Genomic DNA, 14,437 nt, shown 5'->3' with positions numbered 1-14,437 from the left:
GGACAGTATCGGTTTAACCCAGGGCCCGGATGCGCGGCACCCAGGACTCCACGCCGCGCTGGATCAGCTGCAGCGCGCTCTCGAATGCCGCACGGGGCTGGCGGTAGGGATCGGGCACATCGAACTTCTCCAGCTCGCCCAGGCGGAACACGCGCCCGGTGGTGGCCGGGTGCAGGCGCTGGATCTCCTGCCGCTGCGCGCCGTCCATCACCAGGATCAGGTCCGCGCGCCGGATCAGCGTGTGATTGAGTTGCTGCGCCCGGTGCCCGGAAATATCCACGCCCTGGCGGCTCATCAGGTCCACTGCATGCGGATCCGCCGCGTGCCCGGACAGCGCGCCCAGGCCGGCGGAGACCACCTCGCCGTCGGGCAGCGCCTGCGTGAGCAGGCCCTGCGCCATCGGGCTGCGGCAGATGTTGCCGATGCAGACCACGAGTACGGTCTTGATCATTTGACTGCGTTCGCGGTGGAGGTGAAGAAGTTGCCGCTCGGCACCAGTTGGTTGATCACGCGGCTCCAGCGCACCACGCCGGCGGCATCGACATAGACCACGTCGCGCGGCTTGAGCTCGAACGCCTCGGCCAGGGCGAACGCGACCGGGGACTTGCCGTCGAGGTGGAACACCTCGGCCTCGCCGTCGGCGGCCTTGCGGATGACGTAGAGCTCCTTGGCGTTGGCCGAATTGGGATTCAGGCCGCCGGCTTCACCGATCGCTTCGCTGAGCGTGAGCCGGCCGTTGCGCGGCATCACCGGCGTCGGCTTGACGACTTCGCCGGTCACGAAGACCTTGCTGTCCTCGCGCTGCTCCACGCGCACGATGTCGCCGTTGCGCAGCAGGATGCGCGCCGGATCGATGCCCTGCTGCAGCAGCGCCGGCAGGCTGACGTAGTAGATCTTGCCCTCGCGCGAGATGCGGATGCGGCTGTTGTCGCCGGTCAGCACGTTGATGCCGCCGGCGCGGTTGAGCGCCTCGACCAGCGTCATCGGCACGTCGTCGATATTCTGCGGGCCCGGCGTCTTCACTTCGCCGTCGAGGTAGACACGCTTGCTGCGAAACGCCAGCACGCGCACCGTGACCTGCGGCATCGTCACCACCGGCTTGAGCTGGGTGCTCAGCTGCCCGCGGATCTGGTCCGGAGTCTGGCCGAGCACCTTGATCACGCCGGCATAGGGAAACTGGATGGTGCCCGCCGGACTGACCACATAGCCGGGAATGTTGGCCGCGCCGCTGTAGCTGGGGATCTCGTAGGCGGCGCCGATCGAGTAGGTCTGCGTGGGGAACACCAGCTCCGGATGGTCCCACACCACGATCGAGAGAATGTCGCCGACGCCTACGGTATAAGGTCCGGGCTCGCCGAACAAGGCCTCGACGCCTGCGTTCGCGGGCGGCATCGCGGCCTTCAGCGTGCGCACCAGCGCCGGCGTGATCTGCGTGACCTTGGGCACCGACTGCGGGTCCTCCGGATCCAGCGGGCGCTGCGGATCGAAACGCATGCCCGGCGCCAGCGCGCACGATGCCAGCAACGGAACGATCCCCAGGCACATGACGGCCCTGCCAAACCTCAAGCTGCTTGAAAGCTTTAGCACTCTCGATGATTCCCTTGTTTGCAAGAAGACCCGCATAGCCCGCCGCCACCCTGTCGTAACGCACAGCGGTGACCCCGCCGGTTCGGCATGGCACCCGGGGTGCCTGTCCGCTTGTCTGCAAGGCTGCGGAACTGAACCTGGCGGTGTTGACTGGTTGTGCCCGGCGCGCTGGGCGCGCTCTTTTCTGCACTGCGTCATCCGTAAATGACCGGCGAAGTTTATGGCTCGCGGGACTACATCTTCAAGGCGCGGCCGGCGTTTTTACCAAGTTTCCGATCCCCCCATCGGAGTGGAAACGAATTCCGTCCCAACGCCTGAGGGGTACCGCGGGTGGTGCGACGCAGCACAATCGCGGGTGGCACCCCGTGCCGACTTAAGGGTGTAGGCGATTGATTCCCTGTTGCGCCTACACCCTCTTTCTTTGCCGGCGGATGAAGGCAGGCCTCGCCGCCATCGCACCGAGCATTGCCGAACCTTTGAAGGGAACCACTGAAATGACAAGTCGCGTTAGCAAGGCCGTCTTCCCGGTCGCAGGCCTGGGCACCCGCTTCCTGCCGGCCACCAAGGCCAGCCCCAAGGAAATGCTGCCGGTGGTGGACAAGCCGCTGATCCAGTACGCCGTGGAAGAAGCCATGGCCGCCGGCATCACCGAGATGATCTTCGTCACCGGCCGTTCCAAGCGCGCCATCGAAGACCACTTCGACAAGGCCTTCGAACTGGAGGTGGAACTCGAGGCCAAGAACAAGCAGGCGCTGCTGGACGTGGTGCGCTCGATCAAGCCTGCCAACGTCGAATGCTTCTACGTGCGCCAGTCCGAAGCACTGGGCCTGGGCCACGCGGTGCTGTGCGCGGCCAAGCTGGTGGGCGACGCCCCGTTCGCGGTGATGCTGGCCGACGACCTGATCGACGGCCACCCGCCGGTGATGAAGCAGATGGTGGATGCGTACGACCACTACAACTGCTCGGTGCTGGGCGTCGAAGAGATCCTGCCGGAGCAGAGCCGTTCCTACGGCGTGGTCGAGGGCCGCGAGTGGGCCGAAGGCGTAATCAAGGTCTCGGGCATCGTCGAGAAGCCCGCACCGGAAGAGGCGCCGTCCAACCTGGGCGTGGTCGGGCGCTACATCCTGACGCCGCGCATCTTCGACCACCTGCGCGCGCTGAAGCCAGGCGCCGGCGGCGAGTTCCAGCTGACCGACGCGATCCAGTCGCTGCTGAGCCAGGAACAAGTGCTGGCCTATCGCTATCACGGCACGCGCTATGACTGCGGCAGCAAGCTGGGCTACCTCAAGGCGACCGTCGAATTTGCGCTGAAGCACCATGAAACCGGCGCACAGTTCCGCCGCTATCTGGAGCAGCGCGAGCCCCAGCTGCTCCACAGCCTGGCGGCCTGACGGTCCCCTGCCCCACGCCCCTTCCGAACCGCACAGCAACCACGAGGCCGCCGCCAAATGATCGACTGGATCCACCTGGGCAAGGCATTCCTTCTCGGCCTGCTCGAGGGCCTGACGGAATTCCTGCCCATTTCGAGCACCGGGCACCTGATCCTGGCCGGCGACTGGATCGACTTCACCTCGCACGAGGCGCGCGTGTTCGACGTGGTGATCCAGCTCGGCGCCATCCTGGCCGTGTGCTGGCTGTACCGCGCCAAGATCACCGACCTGTGCGAAGGCGTGGTGCGGCGCGATCCCGACGCGCTGCGCTTCGCCACCGCGGTGCTGGTCGCCTTCCTGCCGGCCGCGGTCATCGGCGCGCTGCTCATCGGCCCGATCAAGCAGCACCTGTTCGATCCGGCCGTGGTCGCGGCCGCACTGATCGCCGGCGGGCTGGTCATCCTGTGGGTAGAGCGCCGCAGCACCGTGCCGCGCATCCACGCCATCGAAGACTTCGGCTGGAAGCAGGCTATCGGCATCGGCTTTGCGCAGTGCGTGGCGATGATCCCGGGCACGTCGCGCTCGGGCGCCACCATCATCGGCGGGATGCTGTCAGGCGTGTCGCGGCAGGCGGCGACCGAGTTTTCCTTCTTCCTGGCCATCCCCACCATGCTCGGCGCCGCCACCTACGACGCCATGCGGCACTACCACCTGCTCAGCCTGCAGGACATCTGGTCCATTGCCGCCGGCTTCACCGCCGCGTTCATCTCCGCGCTCTTTGTCGTCAATGCGCTGGTGCGGCTGGTGGCGCGGCATTCGTTGCGGGTGTTTGCGTGGTATCGGATCGGGTTGGGGGTGGTGATCGGCGTGGTGAGTCTGGGGTGGTCGGTTTGAGCTTGGCAGATGCAAAGGGCAAGCCTGACTTCTGCCGAAGCCAGTGCGGCGCGTCCTCAGGACCCGCCGCAGCGGCTTTTGGAAGCCGTACTCGTGTTCATCGGATGGCTACCGGATTGACGTTGACTTGCGTGGAGCCCACGTACAGCGGCTGACCCAGCACAAAGAGGAACTCCCACGCCTTGTCACGTACGAGTGCGCGGCTGTCGATCAACTCCAGGTTGTAGATGCCGCGCTTGGCGAGCATGTACTGGTTAACCGGGAACTCCTCATTGCCGCGCGGGTTCGGATAGACTTCGGACGCCCAGGTGTCGCCGCCGAACGCTACGATGCCCTGGTCGGCCAGCCACTGCGCGGCTTCCATGCCGATCCCGGGTTCCACTTCCAGGAACTGCTTGTTGTCCTTGCCGATCAGCTCCAGCCACCCCGTGTTGAACAGCACCACATCCCCTTTGCACAGGGTCAGGCCTTCTTTCCTGAGAACGGCCTGGATGTCCGCGACGGTGAACTCGGTACCGCCCGGGACGATCGCCTTGCCATAGTGCGCGGTCATGTCGAGCACGACGCCGCGGGTGACGATCGGCGGCACCTTCTCGACGCCGAGCTTCTTCACGCCATCGACGCTGACAAAGTCGGCCGCCTTGTTGCCGTTGTAATAGACGTTGTCGATGCCGATGTGGCCGATGCCGTTGAGCTGGGTGCCGACACCCGTCCACGCGTTCACGAGTTCGTCGTTGAAGGTGAACTTGTTGGGCCCCAGCGACTTGCCGGCCTGCTGGCCCACCTGCACGTTGTAGAGGCGGAAGCTGCGGTGGCGGAATGCGGGCAGGTCCTTGTCCACCGGTACGGCCAGCGGGTAGGTTTTGCCGGTCTTCACCAGCGTGACGGCCTGCCTGACCACGTCCGGGGTCAGCAGGTTCGCCGCGCCGATTTCATCCTTCTGGCCGTAGCCGGACGGATACCAGTCCGCCGCGGCGGCAGCGTGCATGGCAAGCGGCAGCATGGCGGCCAACGCGAGTTTCGCGAGCGTCGTCTTCATCATCGATCTCCGGGTTCCGTTCAGGCTGCGGCTTCGGCCAGCGTAGGGTAGTCGGTCAGGCCTTGTGCACCGCCGCCGAAGAGCGTGCCGCGGTCATGCTGCGCGAGCGGCGCGCCGACGCGCAGGCGCTCGGGCAGATCCGGGTTCGCGACGAACGGACGGCCGAAGGCAATCAGGTCGGCCCAGCCCGCGGCGATCGCTTCGCGCGCGCGTTCCGCGGTGTACTTGCCCGCATAGATCAGCACGCCGGGGAACGCGTCACGCAGCTTGCGCTTGAATGCCGCCGGCATCAGCGGCGCATCGTCCCAGTCCGCCTCCGCGATGTGGAGGTAGCCGACGCCGAGATCACCGAGCAGCCTGGCCGCGGCAAGGTATGTCGTCTCCGGATCGTCGTCGACGCAACCGTTCAGCGTGGTCAGCGGCGCCAGCCGGATACCGACGCGCGACGCGTCGCCCGTGCCTTCGGCCAGCGCCTGCGCGACTTCGCCCAGGAAACGCAGGCGGTTCTCCAGCGACCCGCCGTAGGCGTCGGTGCGCGTGTTCGCGTTGGAGTCGATGAACTGGTTGACCAGGTAGCCGTTGGCACCGTGCAGCTCGACGCCGTCAAAACCCGCCTCGATCGCGTTGCGCGCGGCGGCGCGGTACTGGTCCACGACTTCGCGGATCTCGTCGACGGTCAGCGCGCGCGGCGCGGAGGCCTGGACGAAGCCGGGCGTGCTGCCGTCCTTACCGGCAATGAACACGTTCACGCCCTGCGCCTGGATCGGCGACGACGACACCGGTTGTTGCCCGCCGAGCAGGCTCTCGTGGCTCAGCCGGCCCACATGCCAGAGCTGCGCGAAGATGCGGCCGCCGGCGGCGTGCACGGCCTCGGTCACCTTGCGCCATCCGGCCACCTGCGCGGGCGTGTGGATGCCGGGCGTCCATGCATAGCCCTTGCCGAGCGGCGCGATGTAGGTGCCTTCGCTGACGATCAGGCCTGCGCCCGCGCGCTGCGCGTAGTACGCGGCCATCAGTTCATTGGGCTCGTCGCCGGGCTGGCTGGCGCGCGAGCGCGTCATCGGCGGCATCACGATGCGGTTTGGCAGCATCAGCCCGCCGAGTTGAAGCGATTGAAACAGCGGATCCTGGGTCATGGTGCGTGTGCTATCGGAGCCGCGGCCTGCGGGCCGCGGAGGGATCGATGAAAGACGGGTCGAAGAAAGACGGAACGAAAAAGGGTCGCTGCGGGTTCAGTCCCATTGCGGCGCGAGGCCGTCGGGGCTGACTTCGCGGCCGTTGCGCTCGAGCGCGGCAATCTGCGCCATGTCTTCGTCGCTCAGGCGCAGCGTCTGCGCAAGCAGGTTGCTGGCGAGGTTCTCGCGCTTGGTGGAAGACGGGATCACCGAGTAGCCGAGCTGCAGCGCCCAGGCCAGCACCACCTGGGCCGGCGTTGCCTGGTGCCGCTGCGCGATCGCGCCGATCACCGGGTCGCCCAGCACCTTGCCGTATGCCAGCGTCATGTACGACGTGACGTGGATCCCCTCTTGCTGCAGGAAATCCACCAGCTTGCGGCCCTGCAGATAGGGGCTCAGCTCGATCTGGTTGGTCGCGATCGCGTCCTTGCCGACCGCGGCAACCGCCTGCCTGGTCAGTTCGATGTTGAAGTTCGAGATGCCGATCTGCCGCGTCAGGCCCTTTTCCTTCGCCTCGGCGAGTGCCGTCATGTAGGCCTCGAGCGGCACGCCATTGCCGGGCGCCGGCCAGTGGATCAGGGTCAGGTCGACGTAGTCCGTGCGCAGCTTCGCCAGGCTTTCCTCGAGGCTGGGCACGAGCTTGTCGCTGGCGTAGTTGTCGACCCAGATCTTGGTCGTCAGGAACAGGTCGTCGCGGCGCACGCCGGACGCGGCGATCGCCTCGCCCACCTCCGCTTCGTTGCCGTAGATCTGGGCGGTGTCGATCGCGCGGTAGCCGAGCTCGAGGCCGTTGCGGACCGAGTCGATGACAACCTGGCCTTGCAGGCGGAATGTGCCGAGGCCGAAGGCGGGGATATTGCGCATGGTGTGCTCCTTGATGGGATCCGGTTTGATCTGGAGGCGATTCTGCCGGGAGAAACTGATGAAATAAACGCCGTTACCGGACAAAAATATTTGATCTCAAATCAAGTATTGATGTCGCCCGCAACGGCTTCGAATCAGTTCGATGGCGGCGTTCAGAGGGCGCGCAGGCTGCCTTCGAGCCGGTAGAAGTCCAGCGACGGCGCGGTGAAGAACGAACGCGAAGTGCCGGCGGCAAAGTCGTCGAGGTGGACGACCGTGGCACGGTCGGCTTCCTGCCATGAGATCGCATAGATCTCGCCGGTTACGTGCTGCCACGTGTAGGCGACTTCGCCGGTGGCACCGGCAAAGTCGCCTTCGGTGATCTCATAGCGCATGTGGATGCCGTCTTCGGCATAGGCGTTGATCGCGGTCAGCCCGGCGTAGCGGACTGCGAACGTCTTGCCGGCAAACGGCGGGCGAGGGGTCGGTGCGTTCATGGATGGTTTCCTGCGAAGGCGTGAAACAAGAAGCAATGGACCGCAGTGTGCCCGCTTAACTCTTGCTCAAAAAGTGGTCTATAAACCAAACTGTCTTGATTTAAGATCAACAATGAGCATCACGCTCGACGCAATCCAGGCGATCGCGACGGTGGTCGGCACCGGAGCATCACCGCCGCCGTGCAGCAGCTGGACCTGACCGGTCGAAAATGCCGAAGAAAAGATGCTGGCGCGGCGCGAAAAGCCGTCTGGACGCCCGCGGAACGAGGCAGGCTGGCCGAGTTGGCCGGCATGCGCTGCTCGTTACCCGAGCCGCAGCCGGTTCAGCTTACGCCTCCTTCTCATAGCGCTGCATCACCTCGTACCAGATCTCGCTCACTTTCATCGCGACATGGTCGGCCGTCGGAAACGCTTCGGCAAGAAGCACGTCATTGGCCACGAATCGCTCGCGCAGGACCTCGATCGTCATCGTGATCAGCATGCGGATCGTGCCGGCATATTCGATGCGCTCCGCGCCAATGAATTCGCGACCACGCCGACGCCCCGATACATGGACGATCTTCATCGCCCACTGCGCGTTGCGCTGTTCGCGGACCTTGCACAGTGCGCTGTTTCGGTGAATCGCTGCGAACAGGTTGGCGTTCGCCGCGTAGGCGCGCGCGTACCACATGTTGGCTTCGACAATGGCATCGAAGGTCGACAGTTCGCGCGAGCTGCTGACGCGGCTGCCCTCGATGTACTCGAAGAACAGGTCGAGCACTTCGAAGATGCAGTCGTCGATGTCCTTGAAGTGGTTGTAGAATGTGCTGCGTGCCAGCCCGGATTGCGAGAGCACGACTTCCACCGTGGGATTCTCCGCGGGATTATCCTGGAGGCAACGCGCCGCGATCGTCATGAACACATAGCGGGTACGCTCGCGCTTCGACAACGACCGATCCAGGGACTTGCGCCCCAGCATCTCTTCGAATCTCAGTGACGATGGTACGCCGCCCGCCCCGGCAAGCGAGTCTGCCGTCATCGGCTTCCCCTGTCTCACATGTCAAGTCAGCGATTCTAGCAAAGGCGGTATCTGGCACCGCCTGCCCTGTCCTATTGCCCGGTAAATGCCGGTGCCCGGCGCTCGACGAAATGCGCGACGCCCTCGCGGAAGTCCTCGCTTCCGAGGCTGCGCACCATCTCTTCGTTGGCCAGGCACACCGCTTCGGCAAGGCTCTGGAAAGGCGCCTCCCAGAGCTGCCGCTTCATGACGCGTAGCGAGCGCGGCGACACGTCGCGACCGAGCCGCATCGCGAAGGCATGCGCGCTGGCGCGAAAATCCGCGGCATCCGACAGCTGGTGCACCAGCCCGATGTGCAACGCCTCTTCCGCCTCCACCCTGCGCGACGTCATCAGGAGATCGGTCGCATGCGCGGCGCCGACGATCCTAGGCAGGATCCACGCCACGCCGTGCTCGGCGACCAGCCCGCGCTTCGCGAATGCCGTCGTGAACACTGCCGAACGCGATGCCAGCCGGAAGTCGCTGTAGAGCGCGAGCACAAGCCCCAGGCCGGCGGCCGCACCATTGACGGCGCTGATAATGGGCTTGCTGCAAGCGGGAAAGTAGGAATAGCGCGTCTGGTAATCCCCCCGCCGGTTCATGTCGAACGTCCGCATGTGGCGCCGCGAGCGGATGTCTTCGGGCGGCAAGCCTTCCAGCTGGGAAATATCCATGCCGGCGCAGAATGCACGGCCCGCACCCGTGACGACAATGGTCCGCACGTCCGGGTCGGCATCGGCGTCGACGATCGCCTGGTACAACTCCGCCTCCAGCTTGAATGTCAGCGCATTGAGATGTTCCGGGCGGTTGAGTTCGATCGTGGCAACGGCGTCCTGTACGACGTAGTTCAATTCGGTGTAGTGCATGTCATGTTTCCTCAGCTTGCACCGACCATGTTGCCGATGTAGTCAGCCGGTAATTGATATGAAACGGTATCGACGAATTCATGCAGCCCGTGTGGCCCGTTTTCCCGCCCGATGCCCGAGTCTCCGAAGCCGCCGAACGGCGCGTCGGGATTGAACGGGGCACCGTTCAGATCGATTTGTCCCGCGCGCAACCGGCGTGCTACCGCCCATGCAGCGTCCGGCGTTGGCCCCCATACACTGGCGGCGAGCCCGTAGCGCGTGCCGTTGGCGATTTCCACGGCCTCGTCAACGTTGTCGTAGGCCAGCAGCACCAGCACCGGGCCAAACACTTCCTGCTGTGCGATCGGCATCGACGGATCCACATTGCCCAGCACTGTCGGCGCGAAGAAGAAGCCGCGCGACGGCACCGGCGGCGCGTCGGGTCCACCCGCGATGACGGCCGCGCCATCGGCGATCGCCGCGTCGACGAGGGAGCGCACGCGTGCCAGCTGGGGCCTCGAAGCCAGCGGCCCGAGCCGCGTCGCAGGGTCAGCGGGATCGCCCATGACGTACGCCTTGACCTGTTCGCGCAGCATGGCAACGACTTCCGCGTAGCGTGCGCGTGGCACCAGCAGGCGGCTCAGCGCCGAGCAGGTCTGGCCGGAATTGAGCAGGCAATTGGCGAGGGTGGCCTTGACCGCCGTTGCCAGGTCCGCATCCGGCAGAATCAGTGCGGCAGACTTTCCGCCCAGTTCCAACGCGACTCGCTTGAGCTGTGCTCCCGCGGCGGCGGCAATCCTGCGTCCCACCGCGGTCGACCCGGTGAACGAGACCATGTCGACATCCGGATGAGCGACGAGCGCCGCGCCAACATCTTCACCGCGACCGTTGACAAGATTGAACACGCCCGGCGGCAGCCCGGCCGACGCTACGGCATCGGCCAGAATGAGGCTGCTCGACGGGGCCACTTCCGAGGGCTTCACGACTACGGTGCAGCCCGCGGCGAGCGCGGAAGCTACCTTGGCCGTGAGCTGATGCAACGGATAGTTCCACGGTGTGATGCACGCCACCACGCCTACGGGCAGCCGTTCGATGATCGAATGACCGATGCGTTCTGGCCGTGCCAGCGTCTTCGCCAGTTCCGACTGGCGCCGCCACGCCCGGATCGGTGCGTCGACCTGGATGCGCCGGGTCAGCTTGCCCGGCATGCCGACTTCGCGCGTGATGGCTTGCGCGAGTTCGTCGGCGCGTTCGGCCAGCGCTTCGGCGATGCGCGCAAGCGCGTTCGCTCGTACTTCGACCGGCGTCTGCGCCCAGGAGCGTCCCGCGCTGCGCGCGCTCGCTACCGCAACATCGACGTCAGCACGCGAGCTGGCGCGCAACTTCGCATACACCGCTTCCGTATAGCTGTCGACGAGATCGATTTGCTCCGATCCCCCCGATTCAAACCACGCTCCAGCGGCGTAGGTATGGCAATGCTTCATTTCATGATCCCTGATGGCGCCCGCTAGGGGCCGTGCGAAATGGTTCAGGAAAAACAATCAGGCGAAATGGCACGCAACCCGCTGCGGCGCACCGGATCGCTGGATCAACGCGGGCACCGAGCGCGCACACTCGTCGCTCGCCATCCAGCAGCGCGTGCGGAAGCGGCAACCGGACGGCGGATCGGTCGGGCTCGGCAGATCGCCGGTCAGCACGCGCGGCTTGCGGGCGCGCTCGGCGTGAGGATCGGGAACGTTCGCGCTGTCGACCAATGCCTGCGTATAGGGGTGACGCGGCGACTGAAGGACGTCGGCGGCGGCGCCTGACTCGACGATGCGGCCCATGTACATCACCACGATGTCGTGCGAAACGTTTGCGACCACCGCCAGGTCATGCGACACGAACACATACGACACCTTGAGCTCGTCCTGCAGTTCACGCAGCAGGTTGACGACCTGCGCCTGGACGGACACGTCAAGCGCCGACACCGGCTCGTCGCAGACCACCACGCGCGCGGGCCGCACCAGGGCGCGCGCGATGCCCACCCGCTGCAGCTGCCCGCCAGACAGCGAGTACGGGTAGCGCGACGCATGGCCGGCGTTCAGCCCGACGCGTTCGAGCATCGCGGCCGCGCGTGCGGTGCGCTCGCTTTTCGGCAGGTGCGCCTCGTGGATATCGAGCGGCTCGCGCACGATTTCGCCAATGGTCAGCCGCGGGTTGAGCGCCGTATAGGGCGACTGGAACACCATCTGCACACCGCGCATGACCTCACGCCAGCGCTCGCCGCGCAGGGTGGTGATGTCGATGCCGTCCACGTACAGGCTGCCGTCGGACGGCGGCAGGATGCCGACCAGCATGCGCGACAGCGTCGACTTGCCGCAGCCCGATTCGCCGACGATGCCAAGCGTTCGCCCAGGCGCGAGCGACAGCGTGACGTCGTCGACCGCATCGAGCGTGAGCGGCTTTGCCGGCCACGGCTGCGGGATGCGGAAGCGCCGTCCGAGCCCGCTTGTGCACAGCACCGGTGTGTCGTCGTTGGAAGGCTTCACCTTCTGGAAATCATGCACGTTCAGCATACGGAACCTCGCCCGGTGGGATTCGGCACTGCGACGTTCGCCCGCCGGCAAACCGGATCGGCTGTGGCAGCTCGCTGGCGCAGGCGGCCACGGCCATCGGGCAGCGGGGATGGAAGGGGCAGCCCGGCGGCATTGCCTGCGGCGCCGGCGGCGCACCGGCAATCGCGCGCAGCGCCAGGCCAGGCTGATCGAGCCGCGGGATCGCCTTGAGCAGCGCACGCGTATAGGGATGGGCGGGCGCGTCGAACACTTCGACGACGGGACCGGTCTCGACCGCGCGTCCCGCGTACATCACCAGCATCCGGTCGGCCATGCGCGCGACCACGCCCATGTCGTGCGTCACGATCAGGACTGCCATGCCGAGTTCCCGCCTCAGCCGCATCAGCAGTTGCAGGATCTGCGCCTTGATGGTCGCGTCCAGCGCGGTGGTCGGCTCGTCGGCGATCAGGATGTCGGGCTCCAGCGCCAGCGCCATCGCAATCAGCGCGCGCTGGCGCATGCCGCCGGAGAACTCGTGCGGATAGTGATGGACGCGCTCGGCGGGCGACGGGATGCCGGTCAGCTTCAGCAACTCGACCGCACGCTGCATCGCCGCGCCGTGCCCAAGGCCGCGATGCACCATCAGCGTCTCGGCGATCTGGAAGCCGACGGTCGTGCACGGATTGAGCGCCGCAAGGGCATCCTGGCTGATCAGTGCCATCCGTTCGCCGCACAGCCGCCGGCGCGCGGCCGGCGCGAGATTGTGGATGGGCTGGCCGCCAAGCGAGATGCGCCCGCTGGTCTGCGTGGTGCCCGGCAAGAGGCCCATTACCGCCTGCGCCATGGTCGACTTGCCGGAGCCCGATTCACCGATGACGGCGAACACCTCGCCGCGCGCCACCGCGAAGGAGAGGTCGCGCACCACCCGCACCTCGTCCGTGCGGGTGCGGAACGATACGTTCAGGTCGGCAACATCGAGCACCGGCGCATCGGCTGGCTCACGTAGCGTGGACACGGTCATTTCGCCGCAACCTTGACCGTGGCCAGGTCGAAATTGTCACCGAAGCGGGCATCCCACTGCAGCCGCTTCGAGAAGCCGTAGATCGATGCGGCCTGCCACACCGCGGCGACGTAGTAGCGGTCGTTCACGAGCTTCTGCGCGGCCTTCCAGTCCTCGGTGCGCTTCGCGTCGTCCATCTGGCTCCCCGCCTGCGCGGCCAGCCGGTCAAACTCGGGATCATTGGTCACGCTGAGCGGCGAGACCGAATTGAGGAACGAGTTGATCTTGCTCGCATCGCCTTCGCCGAAGTCCCAGCCGATGATATAGAAGGGCCCCCCGCTGCGCGTCTGCATCAGGCTGATCAGACGCCCCCACTCCATGACCTGAGGCTGGATCTTGAACCCGGTCGAGTTGAGCTGCGCGTTGATCGCCTGATAGATGTCGCGGTCATTCACGTAGCGCCCGTCTGACGTATAGGTCTTCAGCTCAATGGGCTTGCCCCCGAGCACCGCCTTCGCCGCCTTGCGGTCAGTCTGGTACGGCTTGATCGACTTGTCGTACTGCACGACGGTCGGCGCCATCGGCACGGCCAGGACCCGGCCGTATTTGCCCAACAGGTGCGTGACGATGTTGTTGATGTCCAGCGATTCGGCGAAGGCCTTGCGCACCTTGATGTCGTTGAACGGCGGCTTGCGCGAGTCGAGCAGCAGGGTGTGCACCAGGCCGTCCATGCTGGTGATGACCTTGGTGTTCTGCGCTTTCTCGATGCGGTCGACATCGGCAATCGGCACGCGCTGGATCACGTCCACCTCGCCCTGGAGCAGCGCATTCACCCGTGTTCCGTTCTCCGGAATGAAGGTGAAGCGCCCGCTGGTCGCCTCTGGCTTCTGACCCCAGTAGCTCGGGTTGCGCTCGAGCGTCAGCGAGGTGCCCTTGCGCCATTCGGCCAGCTTGTACGGGCCGGAGCCCATTGGCTTGTCATTGACTTCCTGCTGGCTATGCGATTCGAAATAATGCTTGGGTACGATGAACACGCGGCCACTGCCGCCGATGGGCTGCATGCGACGCGGCAACAGCGGATCCGGCGTCTTGGTGCGGATCTGCACCGTGGCCGGATCGACGATGATCACCTCGGCAACCGACGCGAGCTGCGGCGCATGCAGCGAGTTGGTCGCCGGATTGACGATGCGGTCGATCGAATACTTGACGTCGTCCGCGGTCAGCGGCTTGCCATCCTGGAACCTGACATCGTTGCGCAGCTTGAATTCCCACAAGGTCGGCTCCTTGAGGGCGTAAGACGTTGCCAGGTTGGGCAGCAGCTTGCCGGTCTTGGGATCCAGCACCAGCAGCGTGTCGTAGATCTGGCTGATGATCGCCAGGTCGGGACCATTGGCGGTGCGCGCCGGATCGAGCTGGTCGATGCCGCCCGACAGCGCGATGCGCACGTCGGTGCCTGCCGCGTACGCAGGTTGCATGGTGGCCAGGCCGGCCGATATGGCCAGCGCCAGCCCAAGCGTACGGCAGGCGCGCAGCGCTGCCCTGCGCATGACTGTCGTTTCGACAAAGTCTCCCGTTTTCATGACCTTCTCCTTGGAGGTGAACGGCTTGGTTGGC

At 65.7% G+C, this 14,437-nt stretch carries 14 protein-coding genes; 2 read left to right on the top strand and 12 right to left on the bottom strand.

Annotated features, from left to right (window positions below; translation table 11 throughout):
* Positions 1-13: 13 nt before the first annotated feature.
* Complete coding sequence (locus MKD50_RS08345) at positions 14-451, bottom strand: low molecular weight protein-tyrosine-phosphatase (RefSeq protein WP_252666842.1); 438 nt, start codon at positions 449-451, stop codon at positions 14-16.
* The gene (locus MKD50_RS08340; protein ID WP_252666841.1) at positions 448-1,587 is read right to left on the bottom strand and encodes a polysaccharide biosynthesis/export family protein; all 1,140 of its coding nucleotides are present in this window, start codon (positions 1,585-1,587) and stop codon (positions 448-450) included. The genes MKD50_RS08345 and MKD50_RS08340 overlap by 4 nt, the downstream gene beginning before the upstream one ends.
* 494 nt (positions 1,588-2,081) lie before the next feature.
* Between MKD50_RS08340 and galU the strand changes: the two genes are divergently transcribed.
* Entirely contained in the window at positions 2,082-2,978 is an 897-nt protein-coding gene (galU, locus tag MKD50_RS08335; protein WP_115703274.1) for a UTP--glucose-1-phosphate uridylyltransferase GalU, read from the top strand.
* A 57-nt stretch (positions 2,979-3,035) separates the two neighbouring features.
* Positions 3,036-3,851: an undecaprenyl-diphosphate phosphatase gene (locus tag MKD50_RS08330; RefSeq protein WP_115703276.1), complete on the top strand. Its 816-nt coding sequence runs from the start codon at positions 3,036-3,038 to the stop codon at positions 3,849-3,851.
* 97 nt (positions 3,852-3,948) lie between these two features.
* On the opposite strand, the gene MKD50_RS08325 is transcribed toward MKD50_RS08330, so the two are convergent.
* From MKD50_RS08325 to MKD50_RS08280, 10 genes are all read right to left on the bottom strand, one after another.
* Complete coding sequence (locus tag MKD50_RS08325; RefSeq protein WP_252666887.1) at positions 3,949-4,890, bottom strand: cyclase family protein; 942 nt, start codon at positions 4,888-4,890, stop codon at positions 3,949-3,951.
* A 20-nt stretch (positions 4,891-4,910) separates the two neighbouring features.
* A complete protein-coding gene (locus MKD50_RS08320; RefSeq protein WP_252666840.1) occupies positions 4,911-6,026 on the bottom strand; it encodes an alkene reductase in 1,116 nt (371 codons plus the stop codon).
* A 96-nt stretch (positions 6,027-6,122) separates the two neighbouring features.
* Complete coding sequence (dkgB, locus tag MKD50_RS08315) at positions 6,123-6,929, bottom strand: 2,5-didehydrogluconate reductase DkgB (RefSeq protein WP_252666839.1); 807 nt, start codon at positions 6,927-6,929, stop codon at positions 6,123-6,125.
* Between the two features lie 152 nt (positions 6,930-7,081).
* Entirely contained in the window at positions 7,082-7,405 is a 324-nt protein-coding gene (locus MKD50_RS08310; RefSeq protein ID WP_240072167.1) for a MoaF-related domain-containing protein, read from the bottom strand.
* Between the two features lie 328 nt (positions 7,406-7,733).
* Complete coding sequence (locus tag MKD50_RS08305; protein ID WP_240072168.1) at positions 7,734-8,423, bottom strand: TetR/AcrR family transcriptional regulator; 690 nt, start codon at positions 8,421-8,423, stop codon at positions 7,734-7,736.
* Between the two features lie 71 nt (positions 8,424-8,494).
* On the bottom strand, positions 8,495-9,307 hold the full coding sequence (locus tag MKD50_RS08300; RefSeq protein WP_252666838.1) for an enoyl-CoA hydratase: 813 nt from the start codon (positions 9,305-9,307) through the stop codon (positions 8,495-8,497).
* A gap of 11 nt (positions 9,308-9,318) precedes the next feature.
* Positions 9,319-10,770 carry an aldehyde dehydrogenase family protein gene (locus MKD50_RS08295; RefSeq protein WP_252666837.1) on the bottom strand — a complete coding sequence of 484 codons (1,452 nt, stop codon included), beginning with the start codon at positions 10,768-10,770 and terminating at the stop codon, positions 9,319-9,321.
* A gap of 57 nt (positions 10,771-10,827) precedes the next feature.
* Complete coding sequence (locus MKD50_RS08290) at positions 10,828-11,844, bottom strand: ABC transporter ATP-binding protein (protein WP_252666836.1); 1,017 nt, start codon at positions 11,842-11,844, stop codon at positions 10,828-10,830.
* Positions 11,828-12,844 (bottom strand): ABC transporter ATP-binding protein, encoded by a 1,017-nt coding sequence (locus tag MKD50_RS08285; protein WP_252666835.1) that lies wholly within the window; start codon positions 12,842-12,844, stop codon positions 11,828-11,830. The genes MKD50_RS08290 and MKD50_RS08285 overlap by 17 nt, the downstream gene beginning before the upstream one ends.
* Positions 12,841-14,403 carry an ABC transporter substrate-binding protein gene (locus MKD50_RS08280; protein WP_252666834.1) on the bottom strand — a complete coding sequence of 521 codons (1,563 nt, stop codon included), beginning with the start codon at positions 14,401-14,403 and terminating at the stop codon, positions 12,841-12,843. The genes MKD50_RS08285 and MKD50_RS08280 overlap by 4 nt, the downstream gene beginning before the upstream one ends.
* Between the last annotated feature and the right edge of the window lie 34 nt (positions 14,404-14,437).

It is taken from the genome of Cupriavidus mimosae (genome assembly GCF_023952485.1).
Classification (GTDB): Bacteria; Pseudomonadota; Gammaproteobacteria; order Burkholderiales; family Burkholderiaceae; genus Cupriavidus; species Cupriavidus taiwanensis_C.
The sequence above is the reverse complement of the archived record's forward strand: the minus strand, read 5'-3'. Positions and strand labels throughout refer to the sequence as shown.

Bases quoted from the DNA above. Each gene is read 5' to 3' on its own strand.
- MKD50_RS08290 (WP_252666836.1), bottom strand. From the start codon at position 11,844: ATGCTGAACGTGCATGATTTCCAGAAGGTGAAGCCTTCCAACGACGAC.
- MKD50_RS08325 (WP_252666887.1), bottom strand. From the start codon at position 4,890: ATGAAGACGACGCTCGCGAAACTCGCGTTGGCCGCCATGCTGCCGCTT.
- MKD50_RS08300 (WP_252666838.1), bottom strand. From the start codon at position 9,307: ATGCACTACACCGAATTGAACTACGTCGTACAGGACGCCGTTGCCACG.
- galU (WP_115703274.1), top strand. From the start codon at position 2,082: ATGACAAGTCGCGTTAGCAAGGCCGTCTTCCCGGTCGCAGGCCTGGGC.
- MKD50_RS08330 (WP_115703276.1), top strand. From the start codon at position 3,036: ATGATCGACTGGATCCACCTGGGCAAGGCATTCCTTCTCGGCCTGCTC.
- MKD50_RS08295 (WP_252666837.1), bottom strand. From the start codon at position 10,770: ATGAAGCATTGCCATACCTACGCCGCTGGAGCGTGGTTTGAATCGGGG.
- dkgB (WP_252666839.1), bottom strand. From the start codon at position 6,929: ATGCGCAATATCCCCGCCTTCGGCCTCGGCACATTCCGCCTGCAAGGC.
- MKD50_RS08280 (WP_252666834.1), bottom strand. From the start codon at position 14,403: ATGAAAACGGGAGACTTTGTCGAAACGACAGTCATGCGCAGGGCAGCG.
- MKD50_RS08305 (WP_240072168.1), bottom strand. From the start codon at position 8,423: ATGACGGCAGACTCGCTTGCCGGGGCGGGCGGCGTACCATCGTCACTG.
- MKD50_RS08320 (WP_252666840.1), bottom strand. From the start codon at position 6,026: ATGACCCAGGATCCGCTGTTTCAATCGCTTCAACTCGGCGGGCTGATG.
- MKD50_RS08310 (WP_240072167.1), bottom strand. From the start codon at position 7,405: ATGAACGCACCGACCCCTCGCCCGCCGTTTGCCGGCAAGACGTTCGCA.
- MKD50_RS08285 (WP_252666835.1), bottom strand. From the start codon at position 12,844: ATGACCGTGTCCACGCTACGTGAGCCAGCCGATGCGCCGGTGCTCGAT.
- MKD50_RS08345 (WP_252666842.1), bottom strand. From the start codon at position 451: ATGATCAAGACCGTACTCGTGGTCTGCATCGGCAACATCTGCCGCAGC.